Origin of the sequence: Microbacterium hydrocarbonoxydans (assembly GCF_023715885.1) — a bacterium.
GTDB classification, from domain to species: Bacteria; Actinomycetota; Actinomycetes; order Actinomycetales; family Microbacteriaceae; genus Microbacterium; species Microbacterium hydrocarbonoxydans_C.
On the sequence record NZ_JAMBOY010000001.1, the window covers coordinates 660,734 to 686,568 of the forward strand.

Sequence of the window (25,835 nt, forward strand, 5' to 3'; positions counted from 1 at the left end):
GTTCACCGGTCGTCCACCCGGCTTCGACCGAACCCGAATGTACTCCTCGCCTCTGGAGGCTCTCATGTCGTCACGTCGCAGCACGTCCGTCATCGCGATCGGAGCGGTCGCGCTCCTCGCGCTCGCAGGATGCTCCGGAGGAAACTCCGCGAACAACAGCGATGGCAGCTCGTCGTCCGGTTCGCTCGTCATCGACACGGCGTTCTCGATCGAGACCGCCGACCCCGGCCACACCTACGACCCGACCGGCAACATGATCGCGAAGGCGCTCTACGAGACGCTCGTCGACTTCGAGGGCTCCGACGTGTCGACCCCGGTCCCCGGTCTCGCGTCCTGGGAGCAGAACGACGCCGCGACCGAGTTCACCTTCACGCTGGAGGGCGACCGGGTCTTCTCCGACGGCTCGCCGATCGAGGCGAAGGACGTCGTCTTCACGCTGCAGCGCATCCAGGGCATGGAGGACGCCAAGCCGAACTTCCTGCTCGGCGGACTGACCGTCACCGAGGTCGACGACAAGACCATCAGCATCACGTCCGAGACCCCGCTGCTGCAGCTGCCCGCGATCCTCGCGAACCCGGCACTCGGCATCGTCAACTCCGACGTCGTGATGGAGAACGGCGGCACCACCGACGGCTCCGACTCGGCGCAGGGCTTCCTCGACGGCGAGTCCGCCGGATCCGGCCCGTTCGTGCTCGACACGCTCGATCTCTCGTCGCAGGTCGTGCTGACCAAGAACGACGAGTACAACGGCGACGAAGAGGCCGGCTACGACCGCGTGGTCGTGCGCAACGTGTCGGAGAGCGCGACCCAGCTCGCCAACCTCAAGGGCGGCGACTCCATGGTCGCGATGGACCTCAACGGCGACCAGGTCTCGGGTCTCGGCGACGGCCTCCAGGTCGATTCCGTGCCGTCCGGGCAGACGATCTTCCTGCTGCTGAACCAGTCCTCGGCCGTGGCCGGCGACCTCGCGAACGTCAAGATCGCCGAGGCGATCCGCTACGCGCTCGACTACGACGCCCTGCTCGAGCTCGCCGGCGCGGGCGCCGTGCAGGCGACCGGCGTGATCCCGCCCGGATTCGAGGGTGCTCTCGACACCGGCGTGGAGCAGGACCTCGAGAAGTCCAAGGCCGCGCTCGCCGAGGCCGGCTACACCGGTCAGACGCTGAAGCTGCAGTTCCCGAACGACTACCCGGTCGGCGGCGTGGAGTTCACCCCGCTCGCCGAGCGCGTGCAGGCGCAGCTCGAGGATGCCGGCATCACGGTCGAGCTCGCCCCGGCTCCGTTCGCGACCGAGCTCGACGCCTACGTCAACGGCACCGAGGGCTTCGGCCTCTGGTTCTGGGGTCCTGACTACGCCGACTCCGCGAACTTCCTGCCCTTCGCTCCGGGTCTGAAGGTCGGCCTCCGTGCGGGCTGGGCCGCAGAGGCGAACCCCGAGATCGCGGGCATCGCCGCGGGGGCTGCCGCCGCGACCGACGAGGAGCAGCGCAGCGCCGCATTCACGGAGTTCGCCGAGGCCATGCAGGCCGAGGGCCCGTTCGTGCCGCTGATCGTCCCCGGCCGCAACATCGCCACGGCGGATGCCGTCTCCGGCGCCGTGTACAACTCGGTGTGGGAGATGGACATCGCCGAGATCCAGCCCGCCGGCTGAGAGGGCTCTGACGCATGACGACGGTGGCCGTGCAACGCCAGGCGCAGCGTCGCAGGTCGCCGCTCGTCGGCTACCTGCTGCGCCGGGTCGGCACCTCCCTGCTCCTGCTCGTGGGGGTCACGATCGTGACCTTCGCGCTCACGAACCTGGTTCCGGGTGATCCCGTCTCGGCCGCGCTCGGTGAGGGCGCGTCGCAGAATCCGGCGACGCGCGAGGCGTTCATCAAGGCGAACGGACTCGACCAGCCGTTGATCGTGCAGTACGTCATCTACATGGGGAACCTGCTCCGCGGGGACCTCGGCACATCGCTGGTGACCGGGCGACCGGTCACCAGCGATCTCGCCACCGCGGTGCCGGCGACGATCGAGATCGCGATCGGCGCGATCATCCTGAGCCTCGCCGTCAGCATCGTGCTCGGAACGCTCGCCGCTTACCGCCGCGGGCTCGTGACCGACCAGGTCATCCGGGTCGTCACGCTCGTCGGCCTCAGTGTCCCCACCTTCTGGCTCGCGCTCGTGAGCTTCTACGTCTTCTTCCTCGAGCTGCGGATCGCCCCGGGTTCCGGTCGCATCTCGCCGTCGATCACGCCGCCGCCCCGCATCACCGGGCTGTACACGGTCGACTACCTCCTGAACGGCGACGGCGTCGGCTTCTTCGACGCCCTCGCGCATCTCGCTCTGCCGGTCATGGTGCTGTCGCTCGTGACGATCGGTCTGCTCACCCGGTTCATCCGCACCTCCGTGCTCGAGGTGCTGGGCAGCGACTACGTCCGCGCTGCGAGGGCGAAGGGCCTGCCGGCGATGCGCGTGATCCTCGACTACGTGCTGCGTGGGGCCTCGCTTCCGATCCTCACGGTGGTCGGAGTCGCGTTCGGCTCTCTGCTCTCGGGAACCGTGCTCGTGGAGTCGGTGTTCGCGTGGCCGGGTCTCGGCACGTACGCGTACAACTCCGCCGCCAACCTCGACCTGCCCGGCATCATGGGCGTCGGTCTCGTCGTCGGCGTCATCTACCTCCTCATCAACTTCGTCGTCGACCTGCTCTACGGCGTCCTGGATCCGAGAGTGAGGATCGCATGAGCCGCATCGACTCGGCATCCGGACCCTGGCGGTTCCGCTTCCGCTGGCCGCGCGCCTGGCGTACGCCGCTCGGCGTGATCGGCACCGTGATCGCCGCCGCCTGGATCGTCATCGCGTTCACGGCGCAGTGGTGGGTGCCGTACGGGCCGAACGCCCAGGTGCTCCCGCGTCTGCAGGAGCCGGGGATCGACACCCTGCTCGGCACCGACGGCAACGGGCGAGACATCTTCTCCCGTCTCATGACCGGCGCGACGGTGAGCCTTCCGCTCGCGCTCATGCTCGTGATCGCCGCCATGATCATCGGGACCACGATCGGCGCGGTCGCCGGGTACTTCGGCCGCGCCGTCGACGAGACGCTCATGCGCATCACCGACCTGTTCATGGCGTTCCCGACCGTGATCCTCGCCATGGTGGTCGCGGCCTCGCTCGGTCCGTCGCTGTTCAACGCCGTGATCGCAGCGATCGTCGTGTCGTGGCCGCAGTACGCACGTGTGACCCGCAGCATCGTTCTCGGCCTGCGCGGGCAGAACTACGTCATCGCCGGGCGTCTGCTCGGCCACTCGCCCGTCCGCACGCTGTTCGTCGACATCCTGCCCAACATCGCCGGACCCATGCTCGTGCTGGCGACGCTCGACATCGGCGCAGCGATCCTGCTGCTGTCGGGGCTGTCGTTCCTCGGCCTCGGCGCGCAGCCGCCGACGGCGGAATGGGGCTCGATGATCTCCGCCGCGATGCAGAACTTCGACGCCTGGTGGCTCGGCGTCTTCCCCGGTCTCGCGATCCTCACGGTGGTGCTGGCCTTCAACTTCCTCGGCGATGCGATGCGCGACGTGCTCGACCCGACGGCGGAGGTCACGCACGAGAAGCAGGCCGACCACGTCGCCTCGGCGAAGGGAGCGGCAGCATGAGCGATTCCACCGCAGCCCCGGCGCTCAGCATCCGCGACCTGACGATCGAGATCGGCCGCCCCCTCGTGCACGGCATCTCGCTCGACCTGCACGCCGGACGCATCCACGGCCTGGCCGGCGAGTCGGGATCGGGCAAGACCCTGACGTCGCTCGCCGTGCTCGGACTCCTGCCGCGTCAGGCCCGGACCGGCGGATCGATCACCCTTGCGGGACAGGAGCTCGTCGGGCTCCGTCGCCGCGGCTTCAACCGCATCCGCGGCAAGCGCATCGCGATGATCTTCCAGGACCCCTCCGCCTCGCTGCACCCGCAGCTGCCCGTCGGTCGCCAGCTCACCGACCACATGCGGGTGCATCTCGGCCTGCGCGGCGTCGCCGCGAAGGCACGGGCGATCGAGCTGCTCGAGATCGTGCAGGTGCCCGATCCGGATGCCGCGCTGAAGCGCTACCCGCACCAGTTCTCCGGTGGTCAGCGTCAGCGCATCGCGATCGCGTGCGCGCTCGCCTGCGACCCGGAAGTGCTTCTCGCCGACGAGCCGACGACGGCCCTCGACGTCACGGTGCAGGCCGGCATCCTGAAGCTCCTCCGCGACCTCGCCACCGAGCGCGACCTCGCGGTGCTGCTCGTCACGCACGACCTGGGAGTGATGAGTGCCATCGCCGACGAGGTCGCCGTGATGAAGGACGGTCGCATCGTTGAGCGCGCCGACCGCGAGGCCCTGTTCCACGACCCCCAGCACGAGTACACGCGCACGCTGCTCGCGGCGCTGCCGGGCTCGAAGGTCGAGGAAGCGCCGGACGAGCCGGTTGCAGAGGCGCCGGCCGCGGACGCTGAGAAGGAGGATGCCGATGAGTGACGTCTCCGTCCTCGACGCGCAGGACGTGGTCGTGCGCTACCCAGGCAACCCGCCGATCGTCGCGGTCGACCGGGTGTCGATGCAGGTCGCGCCGGGCGAGACGGTCGCGCTGGTCGGCGAGTCCGGCAGCGGCAAGTCCAGCCTCGCCCGGGCGGTCGTCGGCATCGAGAAGCTCGCCGCCGGAGAGGTGCGGTTCCGCGAGGCGCCGGTCACGCCGCTCGGTATCCGTCGCCGCAAGCTCGCGCTGACCGGCATCCAGATGGTGTTCCAGGATCCGTCGACATCGCTGAACCCGCGCCGCCGGGTGGGTGACCAGATCGCCGACGGCATCGCGACCGCCCGTGCGCGCGGCGCCGAGGGATCGCGCGTCGAGGAGTGGCTCGAGCGCGTCGGGCTCCCGGCTCAGGTCGCGACCCGGTTCCCGCACCAGTTCTCGGGCGGGCAGAAGCAGCGCATCGCGATCGCCAGAGCTCTTGCCGCGCGGCCGTCGCTGCTCGTGGCCGACGAGCCGATCTCGGCGCTCGACGCCTCGACCCAGACCAGCGTCGCCGGACTCATGCGCGACCTCGTCGCCGAGGCCGGCGCCGGGATGCTGTTCATCTCGCACGACCTCGCGGTGGTCCGCCGCATCGCCGACCGCACCTTCGTCATGTACGCGGGGCGCGTGCTCGAATCGGGACCCACCGACCGCGTGTGGGCGGCGCCGCAGCATCCGTACACCCGAGCTCTGCTCGCGGCCATCCCGGAGCCGGACGGCGCAGGGCGCATCCCCGCCGCGCCGTCGACCGAGGAGCGGATCGTCTGGTCGGAGATCCCGCCGGTCATCGGCTGACCTGCGAGGGCGCCGCGCGCGTTCTGCCGCGCACGTATCGCAGGAGATCGCACGCCTGGGAGGACCGGATGCGACGGATGCTCCTGCGCAGCGTGCGATCTCCTGCGCAACGACACACCAGGGACAGCGAAGCGGGCCGGGGCATCAGCCCCGACCCGCTTCCTCAGCTCTCGATCAGAGCGGTGCGACGATGTCCTGCTTCACGTCCCACTCGGTGATCTCGAGCGCGGTCTCGATCGACTGACCGGCGGCCTCCGTGGCGCCGGTGGTCGCGAGCACGATGTAGTCGGCGGTGACCTCGTAGGTCATGTCGACGGAGACGCCCTGCTGCTCGGCGGTGCCCGTCAGGATGTAGACGTCCTGACCGAGGCGCGAGCCCTTGCCCGTGACGGTGAACTCGCCCGACAGCGCGCCGGCCGCGACGGCCGGGTCGGTGTCGTTCGCGGTGGCAGCGGCCTGGCTGAGGCCCGCGACGATCGGGTCGGACGAGTTCGGGTCCGCGACCTGCCACTCGCCGGTCGACGACTTGACCCACGCGTCGTCGCCGATCACGACGACCGAGCCCATCGGGGTCGACCACGCGATGGCCTCGTTCGAGGGGTTGTACTGTGCCGTGGTCTCCATGCCGAGCACCGTCATCTTGGCGGCGTAGCCCTGCGAGTCGGTCATCGCCTCGGTGATGCACCCGCCGAGGGTGGCCCCGTCGACGGTCGCACCCACGCTGAGCTCCGGGCAGTCGGATGCGGGAGCGGTGCTCTCCTCCGCGGCGGGCGTGGACGACGCCGTGTCGTCCTTCGGCTCGTCCGCGGGTGCAGAACAGCCGGTGAGCAGGATGGCGGCGGCCAGGACGATGCCTGCCCCGATCTTGTTGACGCGCATGCGCGTTCCCCCTTCGGTCGTCTGTGCGCGCTGACGATCAGCACGCACCCCACCAGCATGCCAGCCCGTCGCCGGCGGACTGGCAGCACCGCAGAGGAAACTCCGCTAGACTGACGAGGTTGTCTGCCCTCAGGCGCCCACTCGGATGCCCGGACGGACGACGTGCTACACACCCTCCTGCTTCCGGGAAAGTCCCGGAAGCCGTTCTAGTCCGAAGGAGGTGGGTAAGTGACGCACCAGTACGAACTCATGGTCATTCTGACCCCCGAGATCGACGAGCGCCAGGTCGCTCCTACGCTCGACAAGTTCCTCAAGGTCATCACCAACGATGGTGGCTCTATCGAGAACGTCGACGTCTGGGGCAAGCGCCGTTTCGCGTACGAGATCCAGAAGAAGACCGAGGGCATCTACGCCGTCGTCAACTTCACCGCGACCAGCGAGGCCACGCAGGAGCTCGACCGTCAGCTCAAGCTGAACGAGCAGATCATGCGCACCAAGGTGCTGCGTGCCGAGGAGGCTCAGGCGATGATCGCTTCCGAGGCCAAGCGCGCCGAGGAGAAGGCCGCCCGCAAGTCCGCCAAGGCAGCGAAGGCGTAAGTCTCATGGCCGGCGAAACAGTCATCACCGTGGTGGGAAACCTCACGGCCGACCCCGAACTGCGCTACACGCAGAACGGACTGCCGGTGGCGAACTTCACCATCGCGTCGACCCCGCGCAACTTCGACCGTCAGGCGAACGAGTGGAAGGACGGCGAAGCGCTGTTCCTCCGCGCGTCGGTCTGGCGCGAGTTCGCCGAGCACGTGGCGGGTTCGCTGACCAAGGGCATGCGCGTCATCGCGCAGGGCCGTCTGCGTCAGCGCTCCTACCAGGACCGCGAGGGCAACCAGCGCACCGCGATCGAGCTGGAGGTCGACGAGATCGGCCCCTCGCTCCGGTACGCGACTGCGCAGGTCACGCGTGCGGCGTCGAACGGTGGCGGCGGTGGCGGACAGTCCCGTCCCGCTCAGCAGCAGGTGTCGGAGGAGCCGTGGTCCACGCCCGGCTCGTCGACCAGCGCCGATGCCTGGAGCACTCCGGGCAGCTTCGGCGACGACACCCCCTTCTGAAACAGATCTCCGGATGCTGCGGCATCCGTCTCATAACTAAGGAAAACCAATGGCTGGAAAGTCGAGCGGCGACCGCCGCAAGCCGCGGAAGGGCGCGAAGAACGCCGCTCCCGCGAAGTCGATCCGGGTCGGTGTCATCGATTACAAGGATGTCTCCACCCTTCGCAAGTTCATCTCGGAGCGTGGAAAGATCCGCGCCCGTCGTATCACCGGTGTCTCCGTGCAGGAGCAGCGTCTGATCGCTCGCGCGATCAAGAACGCTCGCGAGATGGCTCTCCTGCCCTACGCCGGCGCTGGCCGCTGAGGGGTACCGACATGGCAAAGCTGATTCTCACGAACGAGGTCGCCGGGCTCGGAAGCGCCGGTGACGTGGTCGAGGTCAAGAACGGGTACGCCCGCAATTACCTCATCCCCCAGGGCTTCGCTACGGCGTGGACCCGCGGTGGCGAAAAGCAGGTCGCTTCGATCCAGGCTGCTCGTCAGGCCCGCGCGATCCACGACCGCGACGAGGCCGTGGCGCTGAAGAACTCGATCGAAGACACCAAGGTCCGCCTGGCCGTCAAGGCCGGCAACGAGGGTCGTCTCTTCGGTTCGGTCAAGACCGCCGATGTCGCCGACGCTGTCGCGGCTGCCGGTCTCGGTTCGATCGACAAGCGCAAGGTGCACATCACCTCCGCGATCAAGTCGGTCGGCGAGCACGAGGCCACCGTCCGTCTGCACGACGACGTGACCGCTGTCATCACCCTGCAGGTCGTCGCCGCCAAGTAAGCGACGTCTCCGCGAGAACGCCCTCTGTCCCTCGGGACAGGGGGCGTTCTGCATCCCCTCTCCCGTCCCCTCCCGTCCCCTCTCCGTCCCGTCTCCGGACCGAGGCGCCGTCCCGCCTCCGTCCCCGCCGAAACCCACCTTCCGCGTCGAAGCCCACCACCCGCGACGTCCGGGGTGGTGGGTCTGAACGCGGGTGGTGGGTTTCGGCGCAAGTGGGGGCGGGGGAGAGGGGATGCCGAGGGCATGGCGGATGCCCCGTGCTGGGGACACGGGGCATCCGCGTGCTGCGCGGCGTCGCGTTCCACCGGCGGGCGGGGGAGGGGTCCCCCTCCCGACAGTCCGGGACCCGCGCACCGGCGGTGCGGCGCCTCCTCCCCCGAGGACGCAGCACCACCGGGACCTGGGTCACGCGGTCAGGCGGCGACGCAGCAGCATCCCTGCTCCGAGGAGCAGCAGCACTGCGGCGAGGGCGGCGAGACCCGTGGAGGAGGCGTCACCCGTCTGGGCGAGTCCCTGCGACGAACCGGCTGCGGTCACGGCTCCGCCCGACGACATCGCAGTCGCCGTCGTGGTCGGGGTCGTGCCGGGCGTGGTGCCGGGGTCCGTTCCCGGGTCTGTGCCCGGGTCGGTGCCGGGGTCGGTGCCCGGGTCGGTGCCGGGGCCGGTCACCGTGCTGTCGCCTCCGACCGAGACGGCGTTGCCGCCGAGGGTGATCGGGAGGGTGATGGGCGCGGTGATCTGCGTCCCGCCGAGGATGCCGTCGTCACCGGTGGTCACGCCACCCGTGGTCGGGCCACCCGTCGTCGGGGCTCCGGTGGTCGAACCGCCGGTGACCTCGCTGTCTCCGAGGACGGAGATCGCGTTGCCGGTGCCCGTCACCGGAGCGGTGACGGGAGCGGTGACCTGGGTACCGCCGAGGATGCCGTCGTCACCGGAGGTGGCGCCTCCGGTCGAGGTGCCGCCGTTGGCCGGAGTGGCCGGAGCGGTTCCGCCCGTGACGTCGCTGTCTCCGAGGACGGAGATCGCGTTGCCGGTGGCGGTCACGGGAGCGGTGACGGGAGCGGTCACCTGCGTGCCGCTCGCGACACCCTCGTCGCCGTTCGTGGTCGCGCCCGTCGACGGAGCCGTCGAACCCGCCGGACCGGCCGGCGTGGAGCCGCCGTCGGTCGCGCTGTCGCCCAGCAGGGAGATCGCGTTGCCGGTGGCGGTCACGGGAGCGGTGACGGGAGCGGTGACCTGAGTGCCGCCCAGCACGCTGTCGTCGCCGGAGGTCGAGGCCTCGGTCGATGGAGCTCCCGAGCCGGTGGGAGCCGCAGCGGAGGTGCCGCCCGCGACATCGCTGTCACCGAGGAGGGAGATGGCGTTGCCGCTGACGTTCACCGGGGCGGTGATCGGCGCGGTCACCTGGCTGCCGCCCAGGATGCCGTCGTCTCCGGTCGTGGTCGGACCCGTGGCGGGTGCGGAGGAGCCTGCCGGCGCAGCCGGAGCCGTGCCGCCCTCGCTCGAGCTGTCGCCCAGGAGGGAGATGGCGTTGCCGCTGACGTTCACCGGCGCGGTGATCGGCGCGGTCACCTGCGTGCCGCTCGCGACGCCGTCGTCACCCGAGGTGCTCGGCGCTGCGGCGTCCGACATGCCGGATCCGGATGCCGGTGCCGCGGCGTCCTGTCCGGTCGAAGCGCTGTCGCCGAGGAGCGAGAGCGAGTTGCCGGTGACGGTGATCGGCACGTCGACGTCGAGCAGCGCCTGCGAACCCGAGAGCACGCCGTCGGCGCCGTTCGTGGTGACCGACGGGGTGGCGGCGGGGGCTGCCGGTGCGGGTGCGGGTGCTGCCGGTGCGCTCGACGAGTCGCCCAGGAGGCTGATGCCGTTGCCGCTCACCGTCACGGGGACGGTGACGGCGACGACCGCCTGGGTGCCAGACGCGACACCGTCGTCGCCGCTCGTCGCCGGGGCGGGCGCAGGTGCGGGAGCCGGGGCGGGAGCGGGAGCCGGTGCCGGGGCCGGTGCCGGGGCGGGCGCCGGAGCCGCCTGAGCGGAGGAATCTCCGAGCAGCGAGATCGCGTTGTCGACGATCGTGACGGGCACCGAGATGGGGGCGTCCGCCTGCGTTCCCGAGAGCAGTCCGTCTGCTCCCGAGGTGTCGGCCGCGTTGGCGGCCGTCGCGCCGAACAGGGTGACCCCGCCGGCGATGAGCGTGCCCCACAGGGCCCGCTTGAGGATGGTGCGCATGATGTCCTTCTCCTGACTGGAATCGAGTCGTCTGATGTGGGTGCGCGCGAAGTGAGTGCGCGCGCAGCACGGCATCTGTCGCTCACGAGGAGCGACCGGACGACCCGTCAGTCGGGGGAGACGTCGGTGTCGGCGACCAGCGACGTCGGCAGGACGTCGTCGGGTGCGCCGGGGGTGCGCTCCACGGCACGGAGCGCGAAGGGGCCCACGTCGCTGAGACGCGCGTGGGAGAGACCGGAGGCGCCGTTGGAACCGGCGGACGCGGGAATGGCGGGCGAACCCCCGTGCGAGGGAGACGGAGCCTTCTCCTCGTCGGGAGAGGGCACACTTGTGCCCGGGGAAGCGGGGGCGGTCACCGGCTCGGCTTCGGCGATCGCGAGATTCGCGGCTGCCGGGGCTGCTGGCAGACGGGTACCCCGCGTCTGCGAGCCCGACACGGCGGATGCCGGGGAAACCGGGCGATCCGCGGCGATTCCCGAGGTCGGGTCGAGGGCGACGAGCACCGGGGGCAGAGTGTTCTCGACGACCCCGCCGACGACGGCGGTGGTCTCGTCGACGACTCCGACGACGTCGGTGAGCAGGGTGTTCACGCCCAGGCCGTCGACGAGCCTGCCGACGATCGGCAGGGCCGAGACGGCGTTCTGCACCGGGCGGACGATCTGCGAGACCGGAGCATCCTGCAGCAGGTCGGTGACCGGAGCCACGGCGGCCTGCGCGGTGTCGGTGACGGTCTCGACGACGGGTGCGGTCGCCGGTCCGACGACGGGAACCGCCGCGACGGTCTCGGTCACCGTCTCGACGACGGCGGGGGCTGCCTGCTGCACAGGTGCGGCCACGTGCTCGACGACCGGAGCCACCACCTCGGTGACGACGGGAGCCACGACCTCGGTGACCACGGGCTGCGTGACCGCGGTCACGGTGCTGCCGACGGTGGAGACGGTCTGACTCACGAGCGAGGAGACGCCGTCGAGAAGGGGAGCATCGGAGTGCTCGTCGGCGTGCGCGGAGGAGCCACCCGTGAGGATCGTGATCGCGGCCCACGCGACAGCGCCCACGCCACCCCAGAGGACGGCGGCGGGTACGCCGCGTCGGGTTGCTTGAGCGTTCACGTCGGCTTCCCTCCCCGAAAGACGATCGTTACTGAATCCCACTTCAATGTGGAGGAGACGATACTCGCAGAATATTGCCCTGTCTAGACCGATCTGCTAGCGCATCGATGACAGTTCGCGCAGGAATGGCAACGCCGTGACCGACGACGCGCCCGGTGAAATCTGCGCTTGACTTTCCCCAGGTTCTACACATCCCTCCACGGATTCCGAGAACCTTCAACGTTCACTTGAAGCACTTTCTCATCCACAGGGTGAGGAATGACTAATTGCCTGGTCGAAAGCAAAAAGCGATCGCAAAGTTCCGGTACTCCACCGGGTTATCCACACCCGTTCTGCACAGACACTCCGGACTTCTCCGCACGCTCTCCACATGGTTATCCACAGGCCGTGTTGCGACCGAAAACACCCGCTCGTAGCGTGGTCCAGCGACCCGATGTCGGAAGCCCGTGGTGTGCTTCGCAGACCGTCTTCCGATCGGAATCAGAGCGCGACGCGAGTCGTGGTGCGCGCCGGGGGACAGTCGCAGCGAAGGGAGCAGTGTGTCGATCGCCGACATCTCCGAGGAGCGCCTCGGGGGCCAGCGCAAGCCTGAGCGCACCCCGCCGCACGACCTGCTCGCCGAGCAGAGCGCGCTCGGCGGAATGCTGTTGTCGAAGGATGCTGTCGCCGACGTGATCGAGACGCTCAAGGGCGCCGACTTCTACATCCCGAAGCACGAGCTCATCTACGAGGCGATCCTGTCCCTCTACTCGCACGGCGAGCCCACCGACGTCGTGGCCGTCACCGACGAGCTCATCAAGACCGGTGAGCTGAGCCGCGCCGGCGGCGCCGACTACCTGCACACGCTGACCTCGATCGTCCCCACCGCAGCGAACGCCGGGTACTACGCGGGCATCGTCTCGGAGCGCGCGATCCTGCGTCGTCTCGTCGACGCCGGCACACGCATCGTGCAGCTCGGATATGACGGCCAGGGCGATGCGACCGACATCGTGAACAACGCCCAGGCGGAGATCTACTCCGTCACCGGGTCGGAGACGGCCGAGGACTACGTGCCGCTCACGGTCGCCGTCGACGCAGCCGTCGAAGAGATCGAGGCGGCCAATGGTCGCGACGGCTCGATGACCGGCATCCCGACCGGGTTCCGCGAGCTCGACGAGCTGACCAACGGCCTGCACGGCGGACAGATGATCGTCGTCGCCGCCCGACCGGCCATGGGTAAGTCGACCCTCGCGCTCGACTTCGCGCGCGCAGCATCCATCGGGCATGACTACCCGTCTATCTTCTTCTCGCTCGAGATGGGCAAGAGTGAGATCGCCATGCGTCTGCTCAGCGCCGAGGGGGCGATCCCGCTGCAGAACATGCGCAAGGGAACGCTCGACCCCCGTGACTGGACGACCGTCGCCTCGACCCGCGGCCGCATCAACGACGCCCCGCTCTACATCGACGACAGCCCGAACATGACGCTCGTCGAGATCCGGGCCAAGTGCCGTCGTCTCAAGCAGCGCGCCGGTCTGAAGATGGTCATCATCGACTACCTGCAGCTCATGACGTCGGGCAAGCGCGTCGAGTCGCGTCAGCAGGAGGTCTCGGAGTTCTCGCGAAGCCTGAAGCTCATCGCCAAGGAGCTGCAGGTCCCCGTGATCGCGCTCTCGCAGCTGAACCGCGGCCCCGAGCAGCGGCAGGACAAGAAGCCCGCGATCAGCGACCTGCGTGAGTCCGGCTCGATCGAGCAGGACGCCGACATGGTCATCCTGCTGCACCGCGATTCGGTCTACGACAAGGACGTGCGTCCGGGAGAGGCAGACCTGATCGTCGCCAAGCACCGCAACGGTCCGACCGCGACGATCACCGTCGCGTTCCAGGGTCACTACTCGCGCTTCGCCGACATGGCCCCGGGCGGCGACTTCAACTGACTCCCGCGGATCCCGGGGCCGGCGCACGCGCCTACGGGTGCGCAACGCCTCCGCGATTCTGCAAAACTCGTGAGATCACGACTCTGTTGGGGAGGACAGACTCATGAGTGGATCGGTCGACGGCGCCGTCATGCGTTCGCTGGCGAAGGCGCAGCAGGCAGAGGACTGGGACGGCGTCCTCGCGCTGCTGCGGGACGAGTGGAGCGCACTCGTGCAAGACGCTCCGCAGTCGGTGATCGATGTCATCCGCACACTGCCACCGGACGTGATGGCGCGGAACTCGCGGCTCCGCCTCGCCGAGGAGTACCTGCGGCGTACCCTCGACGGTCGGCCAGAGGGACGGGCCTACACCGACATCATCTCCGACGACCCCGGCGCAGCGCCGCTCGACCGTCTCGCCGCGCTGACCGGGCGCATCGCCGCGGCCCGGGGAGCGGGCCGTCATCGCGATGCCGTCAGAGCCACCGAATCAGCGCTGTCGATGCTGCGCAGCATCCCGATCGAGGTCATCCCGACGTTCGCCAACGCTCTCCCCGAGTTCCACTACCACTGGGGCGTCGCTTTCCTGCTCGTGAGCCGCTTCGACGACGCTCTCGAACAGTTCGCGCAGAGCCATGACTGGTCGGTGTCGGTCGGGAATCGCATGGTGGACTCCCGCTCGGTCGGCGCTGCCTCGCTGATCCACGCCCTGCATGGTCGCGGTCGGGATGCCGCGGAGTGGCTCGGCAGGATGCCGGAGATCCCCGAGGGCGTCTGGTGGGCAGATGACGCCGTCACTCCCGCGCGACTGGCGGAAGCCATCTTCCACACCGAGCGTCTGGAGCCCGACGCGGCCCGCGTCGTGCTCTCCGGCATCGACATCCGCCTCGCCCCTGACTACTGGGGGCCGTACTTCGCGCTCCGCGCCTTCCTCACGCCCGACGACCCCGGCGACGCGCAGGCGCTGCTCTCGGAGTTCGACGCGTTCGTCGGCGGACTCGCCCCGGAGTATGCGAACGTCCCGCTCAACGCCGAGTACTCGAGCATCGTGCGGTACCTGCTCCTGCAGATCCTCCATCAGCCGCAGCGAGCGTCTCGGGCGCTCGGGGATCTACCGGTGGACACCGCGTCGAGCGTCGTGCGGCAGACCGGCGCGACACTGCACGCCTTCCGGCTGGCCGCCCTCGACCGGGGAGCGGAGGCGCGCGCGGTCGTCGCACCCCTGCTGCAGGCCTCGAGTGCGCACCCGCGCGTGCTCGTCCCCTCGCTGCTGATCGCCGCGGACACCGACGTCGTCGACCAGCGCGACGAACTGCTGCGACGAGCGGCGGCGCTGGCGAGCTGGAATCGCTGTCACGCGGCCCTCGCCCTCGGGTCGGCGAAGACCCGGCAGCGGCTCGCAGAGCTCGTGGAAGAGCGGGGCGACCGCGACATCGCCGACCGGCTGCGGGCCGTGGTCGAGAACGCCGCGATCGCCGGCACCGACGCCCTGACGAAGCGCGAGAACGCGGTCGTGCGCGCCGCGGTCGCCGGCCGGTCGAACGTGGAGATCGCTGCCGACCACCACGTCAGCGTCAATACCGTGAAGACCCACCTGCGCACGGCGTATCGCAAGCTCGGGGTCTCCAACAGGACCCAGCTTCAGCAGCTGTTCCAACTCGGGCGCTGACGCTCTCGACGCCGGCGGTGCGGCACCCTGCCGGATCCAGGGGTGATATATCGGTGCGATGGGTGAATTCGTTTCCTGTGCCTCAGCTCAATGCCCGCCCCGCTGGAAGACTCCCTCTGGACTCGGTCGCGCAGTTGCACCCGCGAACCGATCCGCAGTCATCGCGGCGTTGTGGAGCCGCGCTCATCGGTGCGAGCGGCGCGCCCGAACGACAGCGCCGCCCGCACACAGGGTCTGCCCCTCGGGCAGGCGGGGAGGGAGTCATGCGTAGGAATCATCGGGGGCGCTCGCGCCCATCGTCGGCACGGGAGACGGGGCGCAGGGTCGCCGCCGCTCTCGGGCTTCTGGCTCTGGCGAGCGCCTCGCTCGTCGGCGTGGCCACCGCCGCGCAGGCGGCACCCGGCACGCCGGGACAGCCGCAGCCGAACAGCGTCGTGTTCGAGGAGAACTTCGAGAACGGCCCTGGCACCGCGCCCGTCGTGCTCACCTCGTACGTCGGCGCCGGTGGCCAGACCTACACGGCCGACACCGCCTGGCTGACGAACTGCAACGGCGCGATCGTCAACTTCAACATCCCGTACACGTCGCAGGGCAACTGCGCCAACCCGGGCAGCTCGGCCAACCTGCGCCAGCTCGCGTACGGACTCGGCGTGCACAGCGGTGCAGCGAATCCCAACACGAACGACGTCGTCGCCGCGTACACCGAGGGCAACCCCGGCGCGAACGCAGTCGAGTTCCAGACGGTGAACAACATCCCGCTCGCCCAGGCGTCCGGCCGGTTCCTGACCTTCAGCGTCGACACCGCCGCGGTCAACTGCCAGGTGTCGGCACCGCAGTACCAGTTCGCCTTCCTCAATGAGGGCGGCACGGCGACGAACGTCGGCGGCGTGCTGAACGCATGCGCCTCCTCGACCACGGTCGACGCCCCCGCCGTCGGACCGGTCGAGGCCAAGCCCGTCAACGTCGGGACGTACACGTCGAACGGCTCGGTGCTCTTCTCGGGGTCGAGCCTCGGCATCCGTATGACCAACGCGAACGGCTCAGGTGTCGGCAACGACGCGGCCTTCGACAACATCCGCATCCTCGACGTGACGCCTCAGCTCGACAAGGTCTTCAGCCCGGCATCCGTCGTCGCCGGCGAGGTCTCGACGCTCACGCTCACCGTGACGAACACCGCCGACCTCGCCGCGAAGAACGGCTGGTCGCTCACCGACGCCCTGCCGGCGGGCCTGACCATCGCCGACGGCGCAGCCGCAACCACGTGCCCCGCCGGCGTGGTAAACGCCCCCGCCGGCGGCACCACGATCACGGCATCCGGCAACCTCACCGCCGGCCTCGCCTCGTGCACCATCACCGTGAACGTCACCTCGCCCGTGGCCGGCTCGTTCACCAACGGTCCCGACAACATCACCAGCACGGGGCTGAACCCGCCCGCCGACACCACGGTCGTGTTCGACGAGCAGGCCCCGGCCATCCGCGTCGTGAAGTCGGCGACGCCGACCTCCGAGGAGCAGTTCACGGTCGGCCAGGCCGTCACCTACTCCTTCGTCGTCACCAACACCGGCAACGTCGCACTCGCCGACGTCGAGGTCACCGACACCGGGTTCACCGGGACCGGCACACTCTCGCCGGTCGTCTGCCCGGCGGGCGCGGCGAACCTCGCACCGGCCGCATCCGTCACCTGCACCGCGACGTACACGGTCACGCAGGACGACGTCGACGCGGGATCGATCACGAACTCCGCGACCGCCACCGGCACACCGCCGCAGGGGCCGCCGCCGGTGTCGCCGCCGTCAGAGGTCACCATCCCGTCGGTCGACCCGGCTCCCGCCCTCACGATCGTGAAGAGCTCGGACGTCGAGACGATCGACGAGGCCGGCGAGACGATCACGTACTCGTTCCTCGTCACCAACACGGGCAACGTCACGCTCAACGACGTCACCGTGACCGACACCGACTTCTCGGGCACCGGCCAGCTGTCGGCGATCACCTGCCCCGCGGGTGCCGCGTCGCTCGCGCCGAACGCCACCGTAACCTGCACGGCGACCTACGTCGCTACCCAGGCCGACGTGGACGCCGGCGAGATCTCGAACATCGCGTCGGTGACCGGCACGCCGCCGAGCCCGCTGACCCCGCCGCCCGTCGTCCCCTCGAACGAGGTCATCGTCGAGGTGCCCCCGGCGCCGGCGCTGACCATCGACAAGACGGCGACGCCCACCGCGATCACCGCCGCAGGTCAGACGATCACGTACTCGTTCCTCGTGACGAACACCGGCAACGTGACCCTCACGAACGTGACCGTCACCGAGACGGACTTCTCCGGCACCGGTGACCTCTCGGCGATCGCCTGCCCTGCGGGCGCAGCATCCCTCGCCCCCGGCGCATCCGTCACCTGCTCCGCGACGTACATCGTCACGCAGGCCGACGTCGACGCCGGATCGGTCACGAACGCGGCGACCAGCACCGGCACCCCGCCGAACACGCTGACCCCGCCGCCGGTGTCGCCTCCGGACGAGGTCACGGTCGGCATCCCGCCGGCACCCGCGATCACGGTCGTGAAGTCCGCCGACGAAGCCGCGCAGGATGATATCGCCGTGGGTCAGGTGATCACCTACTCGTTCCTCGTGACCAACACCGGCAACGTCACGCTCGCCGACGTGGAGGTCGTCGAAGGTGACTTCTCCGGTGCGGGCGACCTGTCGGCGATCACCTGCCCGGCCGGGGCCGCGTCTCTCGCTCCCGGCGCTCAGGTCACCTGCACCGCGACCTACACGGTCGTGCAGGCCGACGTCGATGCGGGCACCGTGACGAACACCGCGACCGCGACCGGGACGCCGCCCACCGGCCCCGACCCGGTGTCGCCGGAGTCCGAGGTGTCGGTGCCCAGCGCCCCGGCTCCCGGGCTGAACGTGGTGAAGACCGCGAGCATCGACCGTGCGACGACCGTCGGGCAGGCGATCACCTACTCGTTCGTCGTCACCAACACGGGCAACCTGACGCTCACCGACATCGTCGTGAACGAGACCGGGTTCACCGGTACCGGCACGCTGTCGGCGGTCACCTGCCCCGCGGGGGCGGCATCGCTCGCGCCGGGTGCGCAGGTCACCTGCATCGCGACGTACGCGGTCACGCAGGCGGATCTGGACGCCGGATCCATCCGCAACATGGCCACGGCCGGGGGCACCACCCCCGGTGGTGACCCCTTCACCTCCGACCCGTCCATCGTGTCGGTGGAGACCCCCGGCACCCCGCTCGCCGTGACCGGTGGCGAGGTCGCGGCGTGGGTCGTGGTCGCCGCACTGATGCTGCTCGCCAGCGGCGGGGCTCTGCTCCTGATCCGCCGGAAGCGCACGACGGAGGATGCCGACCAGCTGATCGGCTGATGCCCTGACACTGTGCGGTGCACGCGGTGACGCGTGCACCGCACAGTCGTGTCCGGGACACGGTGCTGCCCAGTGGGTGCGATGAAAGCGCCGGACTCGGTCGGGGGAATGCCGTCGTGCCGGCTCCCGTTTCGGGTACACAGGACGGGAAGGAACGATTCATGCGCGCATGGATGAAGGACTCGGGTGCTCCTGGTGGATTGACCCTCGCGGAGGTTCCGCACCCCGTCCCCGGATCAGATGAGCTCGTCGTGCGCGTCGACGCCTTCGCGCCGAATCCCGGCGACCTTGCAGCGCTTCCCGGCTTGCCCGACGGGGCGATCCCGGGCTGGGACGGCAGCGGGGTCGTGGTCGAGCCCGCGGCGGACGGCAACGGGCCCCGCGTGGGTGAGCGCGTCGTCTTCCTGAGCCTGGCCTCGGCCGGGTGGGCCGAGCACCGGGCCGTGCCGCATGCGATGACCGCCCGTGCGTCGACCGCGATTTCAGCGGAGCATCTCGCGACTCTTCCGGTGCCAGCGACCAGCGCCCTGCGCGGGGTGCGCAGGCTCGGGTCGGTTCTCGGGCGACGGGTTCTGATCGTCGGCGCGACCGGCGCGGTCGGACGTGTCGCCGTGCAGATCGCCGCCCGCTCGGGCGCGCACGTCGTCGCCGTGGCGAGGGATGCCGATCAACACCGTGACCTGCGTCGCCTCGGAGCGAGCGAGACGCATCGAACCGTGGAGTCCGTGCGGGGTCGCGTCCACGGCGCCCTCGACACGATCGGCGGCGAGCAGCTGGTGGCGGCCTATGCGCTGCTGGACGCAGGCGGCACGGTGATCGCGCTGGGGCACGCTGCGGGAGCGGACGAGGTGTTTCCGTACGGCGCGTTCGTCGCCGATCCGAGTACGGCGAACCGCTCGATCACCAGCTTCTTTCTGGGTGCCGAACCGGACCTGGTGCCGGATATGACATATCTCGCGGCAGACCGTGACCTCGACGTCGGTCCGCTCGACGTCAGGTCATGGACCGAGCTCGGCGACTGGGTGTCTGCAGGCGGACCGCGGTCGCGAGGCCGGGTCGTCTTCCGCGTCGATCAGGCGTGACGACCAGCCGCTGACACCTCTTCGAACCCGGCCTCGTCGCGATCCACATCGTCGTGGGCGTCGGTCAGCTGCACTCCCGTGTCATCGCCGACAGCCGTGTCCGCTGTTTCGTCCGCCCTCCGTGATCGTCGCGCGGCCTTGCGGAACTGCGCCGGAGACGATCCGACCACCCGCCGGAACGCCGTGCTGAACGCGCTCTCCGAGAGGTACCCGCTCGACCATGCCAGCTCGGAGATCGACACGCTGTCGCGAGCGAGGACGTCGCGCGCGAGGCTCATGCGCCACTGCGTCACGTACTCCAGTGGGGGTACCCCCACGTGCTCCTTGAACGACGCCGCGAACGCGGAGCGCGACATGTGGCTGATGTGCGCCAGCTCTCGGAGCGACCAGGGGTGCGCGACATCGGCGTGCACCGCTCGGATGGCGGCGCCGATCCCGTCGCTGTTCAGGGCGCTGAGCCATCCGGTCGGCCGCGCGGACTGCGCGGCGTGCGCGCGCAGCATGTGCACGAGGAGGATCTGCGCCAAGTGGTTCTCGACCAGTGGTCCACCGGCTGCCGCGATGCCGACCTCCGTCGCGAGCAGATCGATCAGCTGACCGAGCCGCATACCCTGCGGATCCGTCGCCCGGACGATCACGAGAGGGGGAAGGAGGTCCGTGAGGATCCCGGCGTTCTCGTCGTCGAAGGCGATGTGTCCGGCGCACAGGTACAGGTCATCATGCGACTGCGGCCCGACCGTCACGACGCCGTCGTCGGCGCCCGCGTCCCACGCGGCCTGGGCTGCGTGCCCGTCGGCTCCCGGTGAGCTCGCCAGCTCGTAGGCGGGTGGGTTCCCCATCAGGAACGTGTCGCCCTCGCGCAGGAGGACCGGTTCCTGCCCGTCGAGGGTCAGCCAGCACGATCCGCGGACGAGGCCGCCGATGCGCACGTGGGGGAAGCTGTCGAACCGCAGCGCCCACTCACCGGTCGCGCGGATGCTCGGGCCCACGACCGTGCGCGGGCGAAGGAGGCCGATCGCATCGGCCACCGGATCGCCGTACCCCAGCACGTCACCTCCTGGACGATGGACAAACTATTGCGGACTTTCGTTGACCGATCATATTCGCCAGGTGTCGAGGATGGACTGATCGACGTCGACAGAGGGTCGACCGAACGAACGGAACGGAGACAGCGCATGGGACGCTTCGAGGCACGGACGGCAGTGATCACCGGAGGCAGCAGCGGCATCGGACTGGCCTCGGCCAAACGGCTCGCCGAGGAGGGCGCGCACGTCTTCATCATCGGCAGACGCGACGCGGAGGTGAAGCGCGCGGTCGAGGCGATCGGCGGCGACCGCGCCACCGGTGTCGTCGGCGACGTCTCTCGACCGTCCGCCCTAGAGAGGCTGTATGAAGCGGTGCGTGCGCAGGGCAGAAGCATCGACGTACTCGTCGCGAACGCGGCGGTCGCATCCTTCGTGTCACTGGAGGAGACGACCGAGGAACATCTCGACGACATCTTCGGGGTCAATGTGCGAGGCATGGTGTTCACGGTGCAGAAGGCCCTGCCGTTGCTCGCCGACGACGCCTCGGTCATCCTCGTCGGCTCGACGGCCGCCGACAGAGGTGTCGAGGCGTTCGGCGCCTATGCCGCGTCGAAGGCGGCCGTGCGTTCCCTCGCGCGCACCTGGTCGACCGAGCTCGCACCGCGCGGCATCCGTGTGAATGTCGTGTCGCCCGCGTGGATCGAGACGCCGGGCGGCATGGCGGCGTTCGGCGACGAGCAGGCCGCCCGCGCGATGAAGGAGCAGGTCGCCGCCACCGTGACCAAGGGCCGGATGGGCAGCCCCGAGGAGGCAGCGGCGGTCGTCGCCTTCCTCGCCTCGACGGAGAGCAGTTACGTCGTCGGCGCGAATCTCTACGTTGACGGCGGGGCGAATCAGGTCTGATACCCGGTCGGGCAGCGCCGAAGCAACCCGCTGCGCCGAGTGATCGCGACCCGATAGCGTCGTCGCCACACGGACGAACGCGGCGGCGGATCGACGATCCCGCCGCGGGGAGGAGCCCAGATGGTCGAGATCGGCTACCACGCGTCGCACGAGCAGCACACGCCGCGGGAACTGCTCGCGGCCGTCCGCCTCGCGGAACTGGTGGGCTTCGACGAGGTGATGTGCTCGGACCACCTCGCCCCGTGGACGACCGCGCAGGGTCAGTCGGGCTTCGCGTGGAGTTGGCTGGGTGCCGCGATGGCGCAGACCGGCATCCCGTTCGGCCTCGTGAACGCGCCAGGGCAGCGGTACCACCCGGTGGTCATCGCGCAGGCGATCGGCACCCTGGCGCAGATGTTCCCGGAGAGGTTCTGGATCGCGTTCGGCAGCGGCGAGAACCTGAACGAGCACGTCACGGGCGATGCGTGGCCGGACAAGCCGGTGCGGCAGCGGCGACTGCGCGAGAGCGTCGACGCGATCCGTGCGCTGCTCGACGGGCAGCGGGTCGACGTCGACGGTCTCATCCGCATCCACGACGCCAGGATCTGGACGCTTCCCGAGCAGCCGATATCGCTGGTCGGGGCCGCCGTCAGCGCCGAGACCGCCGAATGGGTGGCGGAGTGGGGTGACGGCATGATCACCGTCGGCTGCCAGGCGGAGCAGACGGCGGAGGTCCTACGGCGGTTCCGCGACGCCGGCGGACGCGGCCCCGCTCGCCTGCAGATCCATCTCAGCCTCGAGCCCACTCGGGAGGCGGCCCTCGCAACCGCGCGCGAGCAGTGGTCTCAGACGATGGCGCAGGGGGTGAGCACGTGGGACGTCGAGAACCCCGAGGACTTCGAGGCCGCCATCGTGCCCTCGGACGACGCCCTCGAGCAGGGTGTGCTCATCTCCCATGATCCGGCCGACCTCGCCGAGCAGATCGCCGAGGTCGCGCACGGCTACGACCGCATCTACCTGCATCACGTCGGACGGGATCAGGCCGACTTCCTCCGGCGCTGCGAGACGGAACTGCTGCCCCGGCTGAGGAGCCTGCTGTGACCGCGGCGCGCTTCGACGTCGACCCCTGGGCGATCAGCATCTCCGGTGTCACGCCGGATCGCCTCGCTCACGAGGAATCCGTCTTCGGACTGTCGAACGGGCACCTCGGCTGGCGCGGCAACCTCGACGAGGGCGACCCGCGCGGAGTCGCGGGCAGCTACCTCAACGGCGTCTTCGAGGAGCATCCGATGCCGTACGCGGAGGACGGCTACGGCTACCCGGACGTCGGACAGAGCGTCATCAACGTGCAGAACGGTCAGATCATCCGGCTGCTCGTCGATGACGAGTCCTTCGACACCGAGACCGGCGCGCTGACGTCGCACGATCGTCGGCTCGACATGCGCGCGGGAACCCTGCATCGCAGCTTCGACTGGACCAGCCCCGCCGGTCGTCGGGTTCGCGTCGAATCGACCAGGATCGTCTCGCTCCGTCATCGGGCGCTCGCCGCGATCCGCTATCGCGTCGAGGCCGTGGATCATGCAACCGACATCACGCTCATCTCCGAGTTGCTGGCGAACGAGCCGCTGCCGATTCAGCACGACGATCCGCGGGTGCAGGAACTGCTCACCGAGCCGCTCGAGGCCGTCGAAGCAGATGTGGCCGGCACTCGCGCGACCCTCGTGCACCGTACGCGGCGAAGCGGGTTGACCGTCGGCGTCGCGATGGATCACGACATCATCGAGTCGCAGCCGAGCGTCGCGACCGAAGCGGAGGACGACCTGGCGCGCACCACGATCCGGGTCAGGCTCGACCCGGGCGAGCGTCTGGAGATCGTCAAGTACGTGGGACACGACTTCGAATCCGCTCTCACCGCCGCGACGGTGCGGGACCGTGCGGAGGTCGCGGTGGCACGAGCACGAGCGGACGGCTGGGACCGACTGCTCGCCGATCAGCGCGACGTGCTCGACGACTACTGGCGCTGCGCCGACGTGGAGGTCGAGGGGGAACCGCGGCTGCAGCAGGCGGTGCGCTTCGCGCTCTTCCAGGTCTTCCAGGCTGCGGCGCGCGCGGAGCTCCGCTCGGTCCCTGGCAAAGGGCTCACCGGCTCCGGGTACGAGGGGCACACGTTCTGGGATTTCGAGGCCTTCGTCCTCCCGGTGCTGACCGCGACGGCTCCGGATGCTGCGCAGCAGGCACTGCGCTGGCGGCACTCGACCCTCCATCACGCGCGCGATCGGGCGAAGGAGCTCCACCTCGACGGCGCCGCGTTCGCGTGGCGCACCATCGACGGCAGGGAGAGCTCGGGTTACTGGCCGGCGAGCACCGCGGCCTTCCATATCAACGCCGACATCGCCGCGGCGGTGCTCCACTACGTGCGCGCGAGCGGCGACCACGGGTTCGAGCGCGACTACGGTCTCGAGATCCTGGCTGAAACGGCTCGGCTGTGGCTGTCGTTGGGGCGCCTTGACGCGGAGGGCGTCTTCCACATCGACGGCGTGACGGGACCCGACGAGTACTCGGCCGTCGCGAACGACAATGTCTTCACGAATCTCATGGCGCAGCTGAACCTCCGGGGGGCGGCGGCGGCGGCGCGCCGCCATCCCCAGAAGAGGCACGAGCTCGGCATCCGAGCCGCCGAGGCGGAGGAGTGGGATGCCGCGGCATCCGCCATGCACATCCCCTTCGACGAGGTGCGCGGCGTTCATCCGCAATCCGCCGGGTACACCGACCTCGAGCGGTGGGACTTCGAATCGACCGGTCCCGACCAGTACCTCCTGCACGATCACTTCCCCTACTTCGACCTGTATCGCAAGCAGGTGCTGAAGCAGGCCGATCTGGTGCTGGCGCTGCACTTCGCGCACGAGGCCTTCACCCCGGAGCAGAAGGCTCGGGCGTTCGCGTACTACGAGGCGCTGACCGTGCGCGACTCTTCACTGTCCGCTTCCGCGCAGGCGGTCATCGCAGCCGAGGTCGGCCATCTCGACCTCGCCTACGACTATCTCGCCGAGATCGCGACCATCGATCTCGACGACGTGCACGGGAACACCGAGGAGGGTCTTCACATCGCCGCGCTCGCGGGGGTGTGGACGGCGATCGTCGCCGGATTCGGCGGGATGCGTGAAACCGCCGATGGGTTCCGGTTCGCCCCGCGTCTGCCGCACCCGATCACGCGCCTCGCCTTCGGCGTGCGCATCCACGGCGAGACGCTGCGCGTCGAGATCTCTCCGACGGAGACGACCTACCGCTACAGCGGCAGTGCGCCGTTGACCGTCAGGCACTTCGAGGAGGAGATCGTCGTCGGCGACGAGGATGTCATCGCGACGACGCCACCGCTCGCGGATCCCGGCCCGCGGCCACGACAGCCGCGGCACCGCGAACCCCGGCCGGCGGACGAGGCCTTCGGCTGACGCGGCCGTCAGTCGGTCAGGCGGGACGCCCCCACCACGGGGGAGGCGGCGGAAAGGGCGCCCCGCCTGGCGCCGCCATCGAGCGACGCCGCTCCCGCCCGCGTTGCGGCGCGAGTGGGTGCTTCGCAAGCGTGACACCACGCGCGCGCCGACGCAAGAGGAATTGTCGATCGGTATATCGCGGACGAGTCGGCGCGGTCAGAGCATGATGTCATTCGCGGTTTGCAGCGGGATGCGCTCGAGGGGTCGCACCGGGGTGCGATGCGGGAGCACATCGGCATCCGTCAGCGGACCGAGGTCGATGCCCGCCGTGCCCGCGATCTCTGTGATCGGCACCTGGAACGTGCGGAAGGCCCCGAGAGGGGGCACGGCCAGCATCCCCTCCGCCGTGTCGACGAGCTCGGACTGGTCGAGCACGAAGCCCGCCGCGGCGAGTCCATCGGCGCCCTGCCAGGCCGCGACCTTCCAGAACTGCAGCGGGATGCGGATGCCGCGGTACTGCGGGCCGTCATCACCCAGCACGGGAGCGGTGAACACCGAGATCCGCTGATCAGTGGTCTCCGCGTACGCGAGCACGTGGTCCTCGAGGCCGAGCCACAGTTCCTTCGACTGGTTGAACCCGGCCGCCTGCGGCGCGGCGTTCGGATAGAAGAAGGTCGCCTCCATGGCTGCCCGGGCGTCGGCGGTGCCACCCCAGCCCGGGTCGCGACGTCGAACGAGATGCCCGCGGTCGAGGTCGTTGCGCGCGTACACCTCGGGGCCGGTCTGCTCATCGGCGTCGACGCGGGGGTCGAGGCGCCACTCGCCCGAGCGCGGCAGGTCCTGCACCTGCGCGCCATCGATGTTCACTCCCGTGACCGCGGCGAGCCGCCGCTCCGGCTCGAGCAGGACGGTGAATCGCGGGTACGTCAGTTCTCGGACCGCGCTCGCCGGTCGAGGCAGCGGCAGTCGGGTCGGCAGGAAGTCGAGGTCGTATCCGTCGGCCATGTCCCCATCGTGCCCTGCCCCACCGACACGCGTCGAGACCCACCGACACGCGTC

The 25,835-nt window shown here is 69.7% G+C and carries 21 protein-coding genes; 16 read left to right on the forward strand and 5 right to left on the reverse strand.

Translation table 11 applies throughout. The features are described 5' to 3' along the window. The first annotated feature begins 64 nt into the window (after positions 1 to 64). From M3195_RS03165 to M3195_RS03185, 5 genes are read left to right on the forward strand one after another with little or no spacing between them, the layout of a single operon-like run. Positions 65 to 1,651 carry an ABC transporter substrate-binding protein gene (locus M3195_RS03165; RefSeq protein WP_251585101.1) on the forward strand — a complete coding sequence of 529 codons (1,587 nt, stop codon included), beginning with the start codon at positions 65 to 67 and terminating at the stop codon, positions 1,649 to 1,651. Between the two features lie 14 nt (positions 1,652 to 1,665). Next, positions 1,666 to 2,727: an ABC transporter permease gene (locus tag M3195_RS03170; protein WP_251585102.1), complete on the forward strand. Its 1,062-nt coding sequence runs from the start codon at positions 1,666 to 1,668 to the stop codon at positions 2,725 to 2,727. Further along, positions 2,724 to 3,635: an ABC transporter permease gene (locus M3195_RS03175; RefSeq protein ID WP_251585103.1), complete on the forward strand. Its 912-nt coding sequence runs from the start codon at positions 2,724 to 2,726 to the stop codon at positions 3,633 to 3,635. Before M3195_RS03170 ends, M3195_RS03175 begins: the two co-directional genes overlap by 4 nt. Then, positions 3,632 to 4,489 carry an ABC transporter ATP-binding protein gene (locus tag M3195_RS03180; RefSeq protein WP_251585104.1) on the forward strand — a complete coding sequence of 286 codons (858 nt, stop codon included), beginning with the start codon at positions 3,632 to 3,634 and terminating at the stop codon, positions 4,487 to 4,489. The genes M3195_RS03175 and M3195_RS03180 overlap by 4 nt, the downstream gene beginning before the upstream one ends. Then, positions 4,482 to 5,321: an ABC transporter ATP-binding protein gene (locus tag M3195_RS03185; RefSeq protein ID WP_251585105.1), complete on the forward strand. Its 840-nt coding sequence runs from the start codon at positions 4,482 to 4,484 to the stop codon at positions 5,319 to 5,321. Before M3195_RS03180 ends, M3195_RS03185 begins: the two co-directional genes overlap by 8 nt. Before the next feature lie 174 nt (positions 5,322 to 5,495). Here M3195_RS03185 and M3195_RS03190 read toward each other — a convergent pair whose 3' ends face one another. Next, positions 5,496 to 6,200 (reverse strand): hypothetical protein, encoded by a 705-nt coding sequence (locus tag M3195_RS03190; protein WP_251585106.1) that lies wholly within the window; start codon positions 6,198 to 6,200, stop codon positions 5,496 to 5,498. A gap of 228 nt (positions 6,201 to 6,428) precedes the next feature. Between M3195_RS03190 and rpsF the strand changes: the two genes are divergently transcribed. Genes rpsF through rplI form a run of 4 tightly spaced genes read left to right on the forward strand, consistent with a single transcriptional unit; the run spans position 6,429 to position 8,074 of the window. After that, entirely contained in the window at positions 6,429 to 6,797 is a 369-nt protein-coding gene (gene rpsF / locus M3195_RS03195; protein ID WP_096713566.1) for a 30S ribosomal protein S6, read from the forward strand. Between the two features lie 5 nt (positions 6,798 to 6,802). After that, the gene (locus M3195_RS03200) at positions 6,803 to 7,306 is read left to right on the forward strand and encodes a single-stranded DNA-binding protein (protein WP_096713565.1); all 504 of its coding nucleotides are present in this window, start codon (positions 6,803 to 6,805) and stop codon (positions 7,304 to 7,306) included. A gap of 49 nt (positions 7,307 to 7,355) precedes the next feature. Continuing rightward, the gene (gene rpsR / locus M3195_RS03205; protein ID WP_096713564.1) at positions 7,356 to 7,610 is read left to right on the forward strand and encodes a 30S ribosomal protein S18; all 255 of its coding nucleotides are present in this window, start codon (positions 7,356 to 7,358) and stop codon (positions 7,608 to 7,610) included. Between the two features lie 11 nt (positions 7,611 to 7,621). After that, positions 7,622 to 8,074 (forward strand): 50S ribosomal protein L9, encoded by a 453-nt coding sequence (rplI, locus tag M3195_RS03210; protein WP_096713563.1) that lies wholly within the window; start codon positions 7,622 to 7,624, stop codon positions 8,072 to 8,074. Between the two features lie 405 nt (positions 8,075 to 8,479). Here the strand turns inward: rplI and M3195_RS03215 are convergent, their stop codons facing one another. Both M3195_RS03215 and M3195_RS03220 read right to left on the reverse strand, forming a co-directional pair. After that, the gene (locus M3195_RS03215; protein WP_251585107.1) at positions 8,480 to 10,303 is read right to left on the reverse strand and encodes a beta strand repeat-containing protein; all 1,824 of its coding nucleotides are present in this window, start codon (positions 10,301 to 10,303) and stop codon (positions 8,480 to 8,482) included. Positions 10,304 to 10,410: 107 nt separating this feature from the next. Then, positions 10,411 to 11,412 carry a hypothetical protein gene (locus tag M3195_RS03220; protein ID WP_251585108.1) on the reverse strand — a complete coding sequence of 334 codons (1,002 nt, stop codon included), beginning with the start codon at positions 11,410 to 11,412 and terminating at the stop codon, positions 10,411 to 10,413. Between the two features lie 539 nt (positions 11,413 to 11,951). Between M3195_RS03220 and dnaB the strand changes: the two genes are divergently transcribed. The 4 genes from dnaB (at position 11,952) to M3195_RS03240 (ending at position 19,438) form a co-directional block, all read left to right on the forward strand. After that, positions 11,952 to 13,325 (forward strand): replicative DNA helicase, encoded by a 1,374-nt coding sequence (gene dnaB, locus M3195_RS03225; RefSeq protein ID WP_096713560.1) that lies wholly within the window; start codon positions 11,952 to 11,954, stop codon positions 13,323 to 13,325. A gap of 103 nt (positions 13,326 to 13,428) precedes the next feature. Then, positions 13,429 to 14,973: a helix-turn-helix domain-containing protein gene (locus M3195_RS03230; RefSeq protein ID WP_251585109.1), complete on the forward strand. Its 1,545-nt coding sequence runs from the start codon at positions 13,429 to 13,431 to the stop codon at positions 14,971 to 14,973. Positions 14,974 to 15,236: 263 nt separating this feature from the next. Then, a complete protein-coding gene (locus M3195_RS03235) occupies positions 15,237 to 18,356 on the forward strand; it encodes a DUF7507 domain-containing protein (RefSeq protein ID WP_251585110.1) in 3,120 nt (1,039 codons plus the stop codon). Positions 18,357 to 18,517: 161 nt separating this feature from the next. Beyond that, entirely contained in the window at positions 18,518 to 19,438 is a 921-nt protein-coding gene (locus M3195_RS03240) for a zinc-binding dehydrogenase (RefSeq protein WP_251585111.1), read from the forward strand. Here the strand turns inward: M3195_RS03240 and M3195_RS03245 are convergent. Further along, on the reverse strand, positions 19,429 to 20,487 hold the full coding sequence (locus M3195_RS03245) for an AraC family transcriptional regulator (protein ID WP_251585112.1): 1,059 nt from the start codon (positions 20,485 to 20,487) through the stop codon (positions 19,429 to 19,431). The two genes, M3195_RS03240 and M3195_RS03245, sit on opposite strands and share 10 nt — an antisense overlap. Positions 20,488 to 20,613: 126 nt before the next feature. Between M3195_RS03245 and M3195_RS03250 the strand changes: the two genes are divergently transcribed. The 3 genes from M3195_RS03250 (at position 20,614) to M3195_RS03260 (ending at position 24,794) form a co-directional block, all read left to right on the forward strand. Next, positions 20,614 to 21,366: an SDR family NAD(P)-dependent oxidoreductase gene (locus tag M3195_RS03250; RefSeq protein ID WP_251585113.1), complete on the forward strand. Its 753-nt coding sequence runs from the start codon at positions 20,614 to 20,616 to the stop codon at positions 21,364 to 21,366. Between the two features lie 120 nt (positions 21,367 to 21,486). Further along, complete coding sequence (locus M3195_RS03255; protein WP_251585114.1) at positions 21,487 to 22,446, forward strand: TIGR03885 family FMN-dependent LLM class oxidoreductase; 960 nt, start codon at positions 21,487 to 21,489, stop codon at positions 22,444 to 22,446. After that, positions 22,443 to 24,794 carry a glycoside hydrolase family 65 protein gene (locus tag M3195_RS03260; RefSeq protein WP_251585115.1) on the forward strand — a complete coding sequence of 784 codons (2,352 nt, stop codon included), beginning with the start codon at positions 22,443 to 22,445 and terminating at the stop codon, positions 24,792 to 24,794. The genes M3195_RS03255 and M3195_RS03260 overlap by 4 nt, the downstream gene beginning before the upstream one ends. 198 nt (positions 24,795 to 24,992) lie before the next feature. Here the strand turns inward: M3195_RS03260 and M3195_RS03265 are convergent, their stop codons facing one another. Beyond that, entirely contained in the window at positions 24,993 to 25,781 is a 789-nt protein-coding gene (locus M3195_RS03265) for a DNA/RNA non-specific endonuclease (protein ID WP_251585116.1), read from the reverse strand. Between the last annotated feature and the right edge of the window lie 54 nt (positions 25,782 to 25,835).

Bases quoted from the DNA above. Each gene is read 5' to 3' on its own strand.
- M3195_RS03165 (WP_251585101.1), top strand. From the start codon at position 65: ATGTCGTCACGTCGCAGCACGTCCGTCATCGCGATCGGAGCGGTCGCG.
- M3195_RS03170 (WP_251585102.1), top strand. From the start codon at position 1,666: ATGACGACGGTGGCCGTGCAACGCCAGGCGCAGCGTCGCAGGTCGCCG.
- M3195_RS03175 (WP_251585103.1), top strand. From the start codon at position 2,724: ATGAGCCGCATCGACTCGGCATCCGGACCCTGGCGGTTCCGCTTCCGC.
- M3195_RS03180 (WP_251585104.1), top strand. From the start codon at position 3,632: ATGAGCGATTCCACCGCAGCCCCGGCGCTCAGCATCCGCGACCTGACG.
- M3195_RS03185 (WP_251585105.1), top strand. From the start codon at position 4,482: ATGAGTGACGTCTCCGTCCTCGACGCGCAGGACGTGGTCGTGCGCTAC.
- M3195_RS03190 (WP_251585106.1), bottom strand. From the start codon at position 6,200: ATGCGCGTCAACAAGATCGGGGCAGGCATCGTCCTGGCCGCCGCCATC.
- M3195_RS03200 (WP_096713565.1), top strand. From the start codon at position 6,803: ATGGCCGGCGAAACAGTCATCACCGTGGTGGGAAACCTCACGGCCGAC.
- rpsR (WP_096713564.1), top strand. From the start codon at position 7,356: ATGGCTGGAAAGTCGAGCGGCGACCGCCGCAAGCCGCGGAAGGGCGCG.
- rplI (WP_096713563.1), top strand. From the start codon at position 7,622: ATGGCAAAGCTGATTCTCACGAACGAGGTCGCCGGGCTCGGAAGCGCC.
- M3195_RS03215 (WP_251585107.1), bottom strand. From the start codon at position 10,303: ATGCGCACCATCCTCAAGCGGGCCCTGTGGGGCACGCTCATCGCCGGC.
- M3195_RS03230 (WP_251585109.1), top strand. From the start codon at position 13,429: ATGAGTGGATCGGTCGACGGCGCCGTCATGCGTTCGCTGGCGAAGGCG.
- M3195_RS03235 (WP_251585110.1), top strand. From the start codon at position 15,237: ATGCGTAGGAATCATCGGGGGCGCTCGCGCCCATCGTCGGCACGGGAG.
- M3195_RS03240 (WP_251585111.1), top strand. From the start codon at position 18,518: ATGCGCGCATGGATGAAGGACTCGGGTGCTCCTGGTGGATTGACCCTC.
- M3195_RS03250 (WP_251585113.1), top strand. From the start codon at position 20,614: ATGGGACGCTTCGAGGCACGGACGGCAGTGATCACCGGAGGCAGCAGC.
- M3195_RS03255 (WP_251585114.1), top strand. From the start codon at position 21,487: ATGGTCGAGATCGGCTACCACGCGTCGCACGAGCAGCACACGCCGCGG.
- M3195_RS03265 (WP_251585116.1), bottom strand. From the start codon at position 25,781: ATGGCCGACGGATACGACCTCGACTTCCTGCCGACCCGACTGCCGCTG.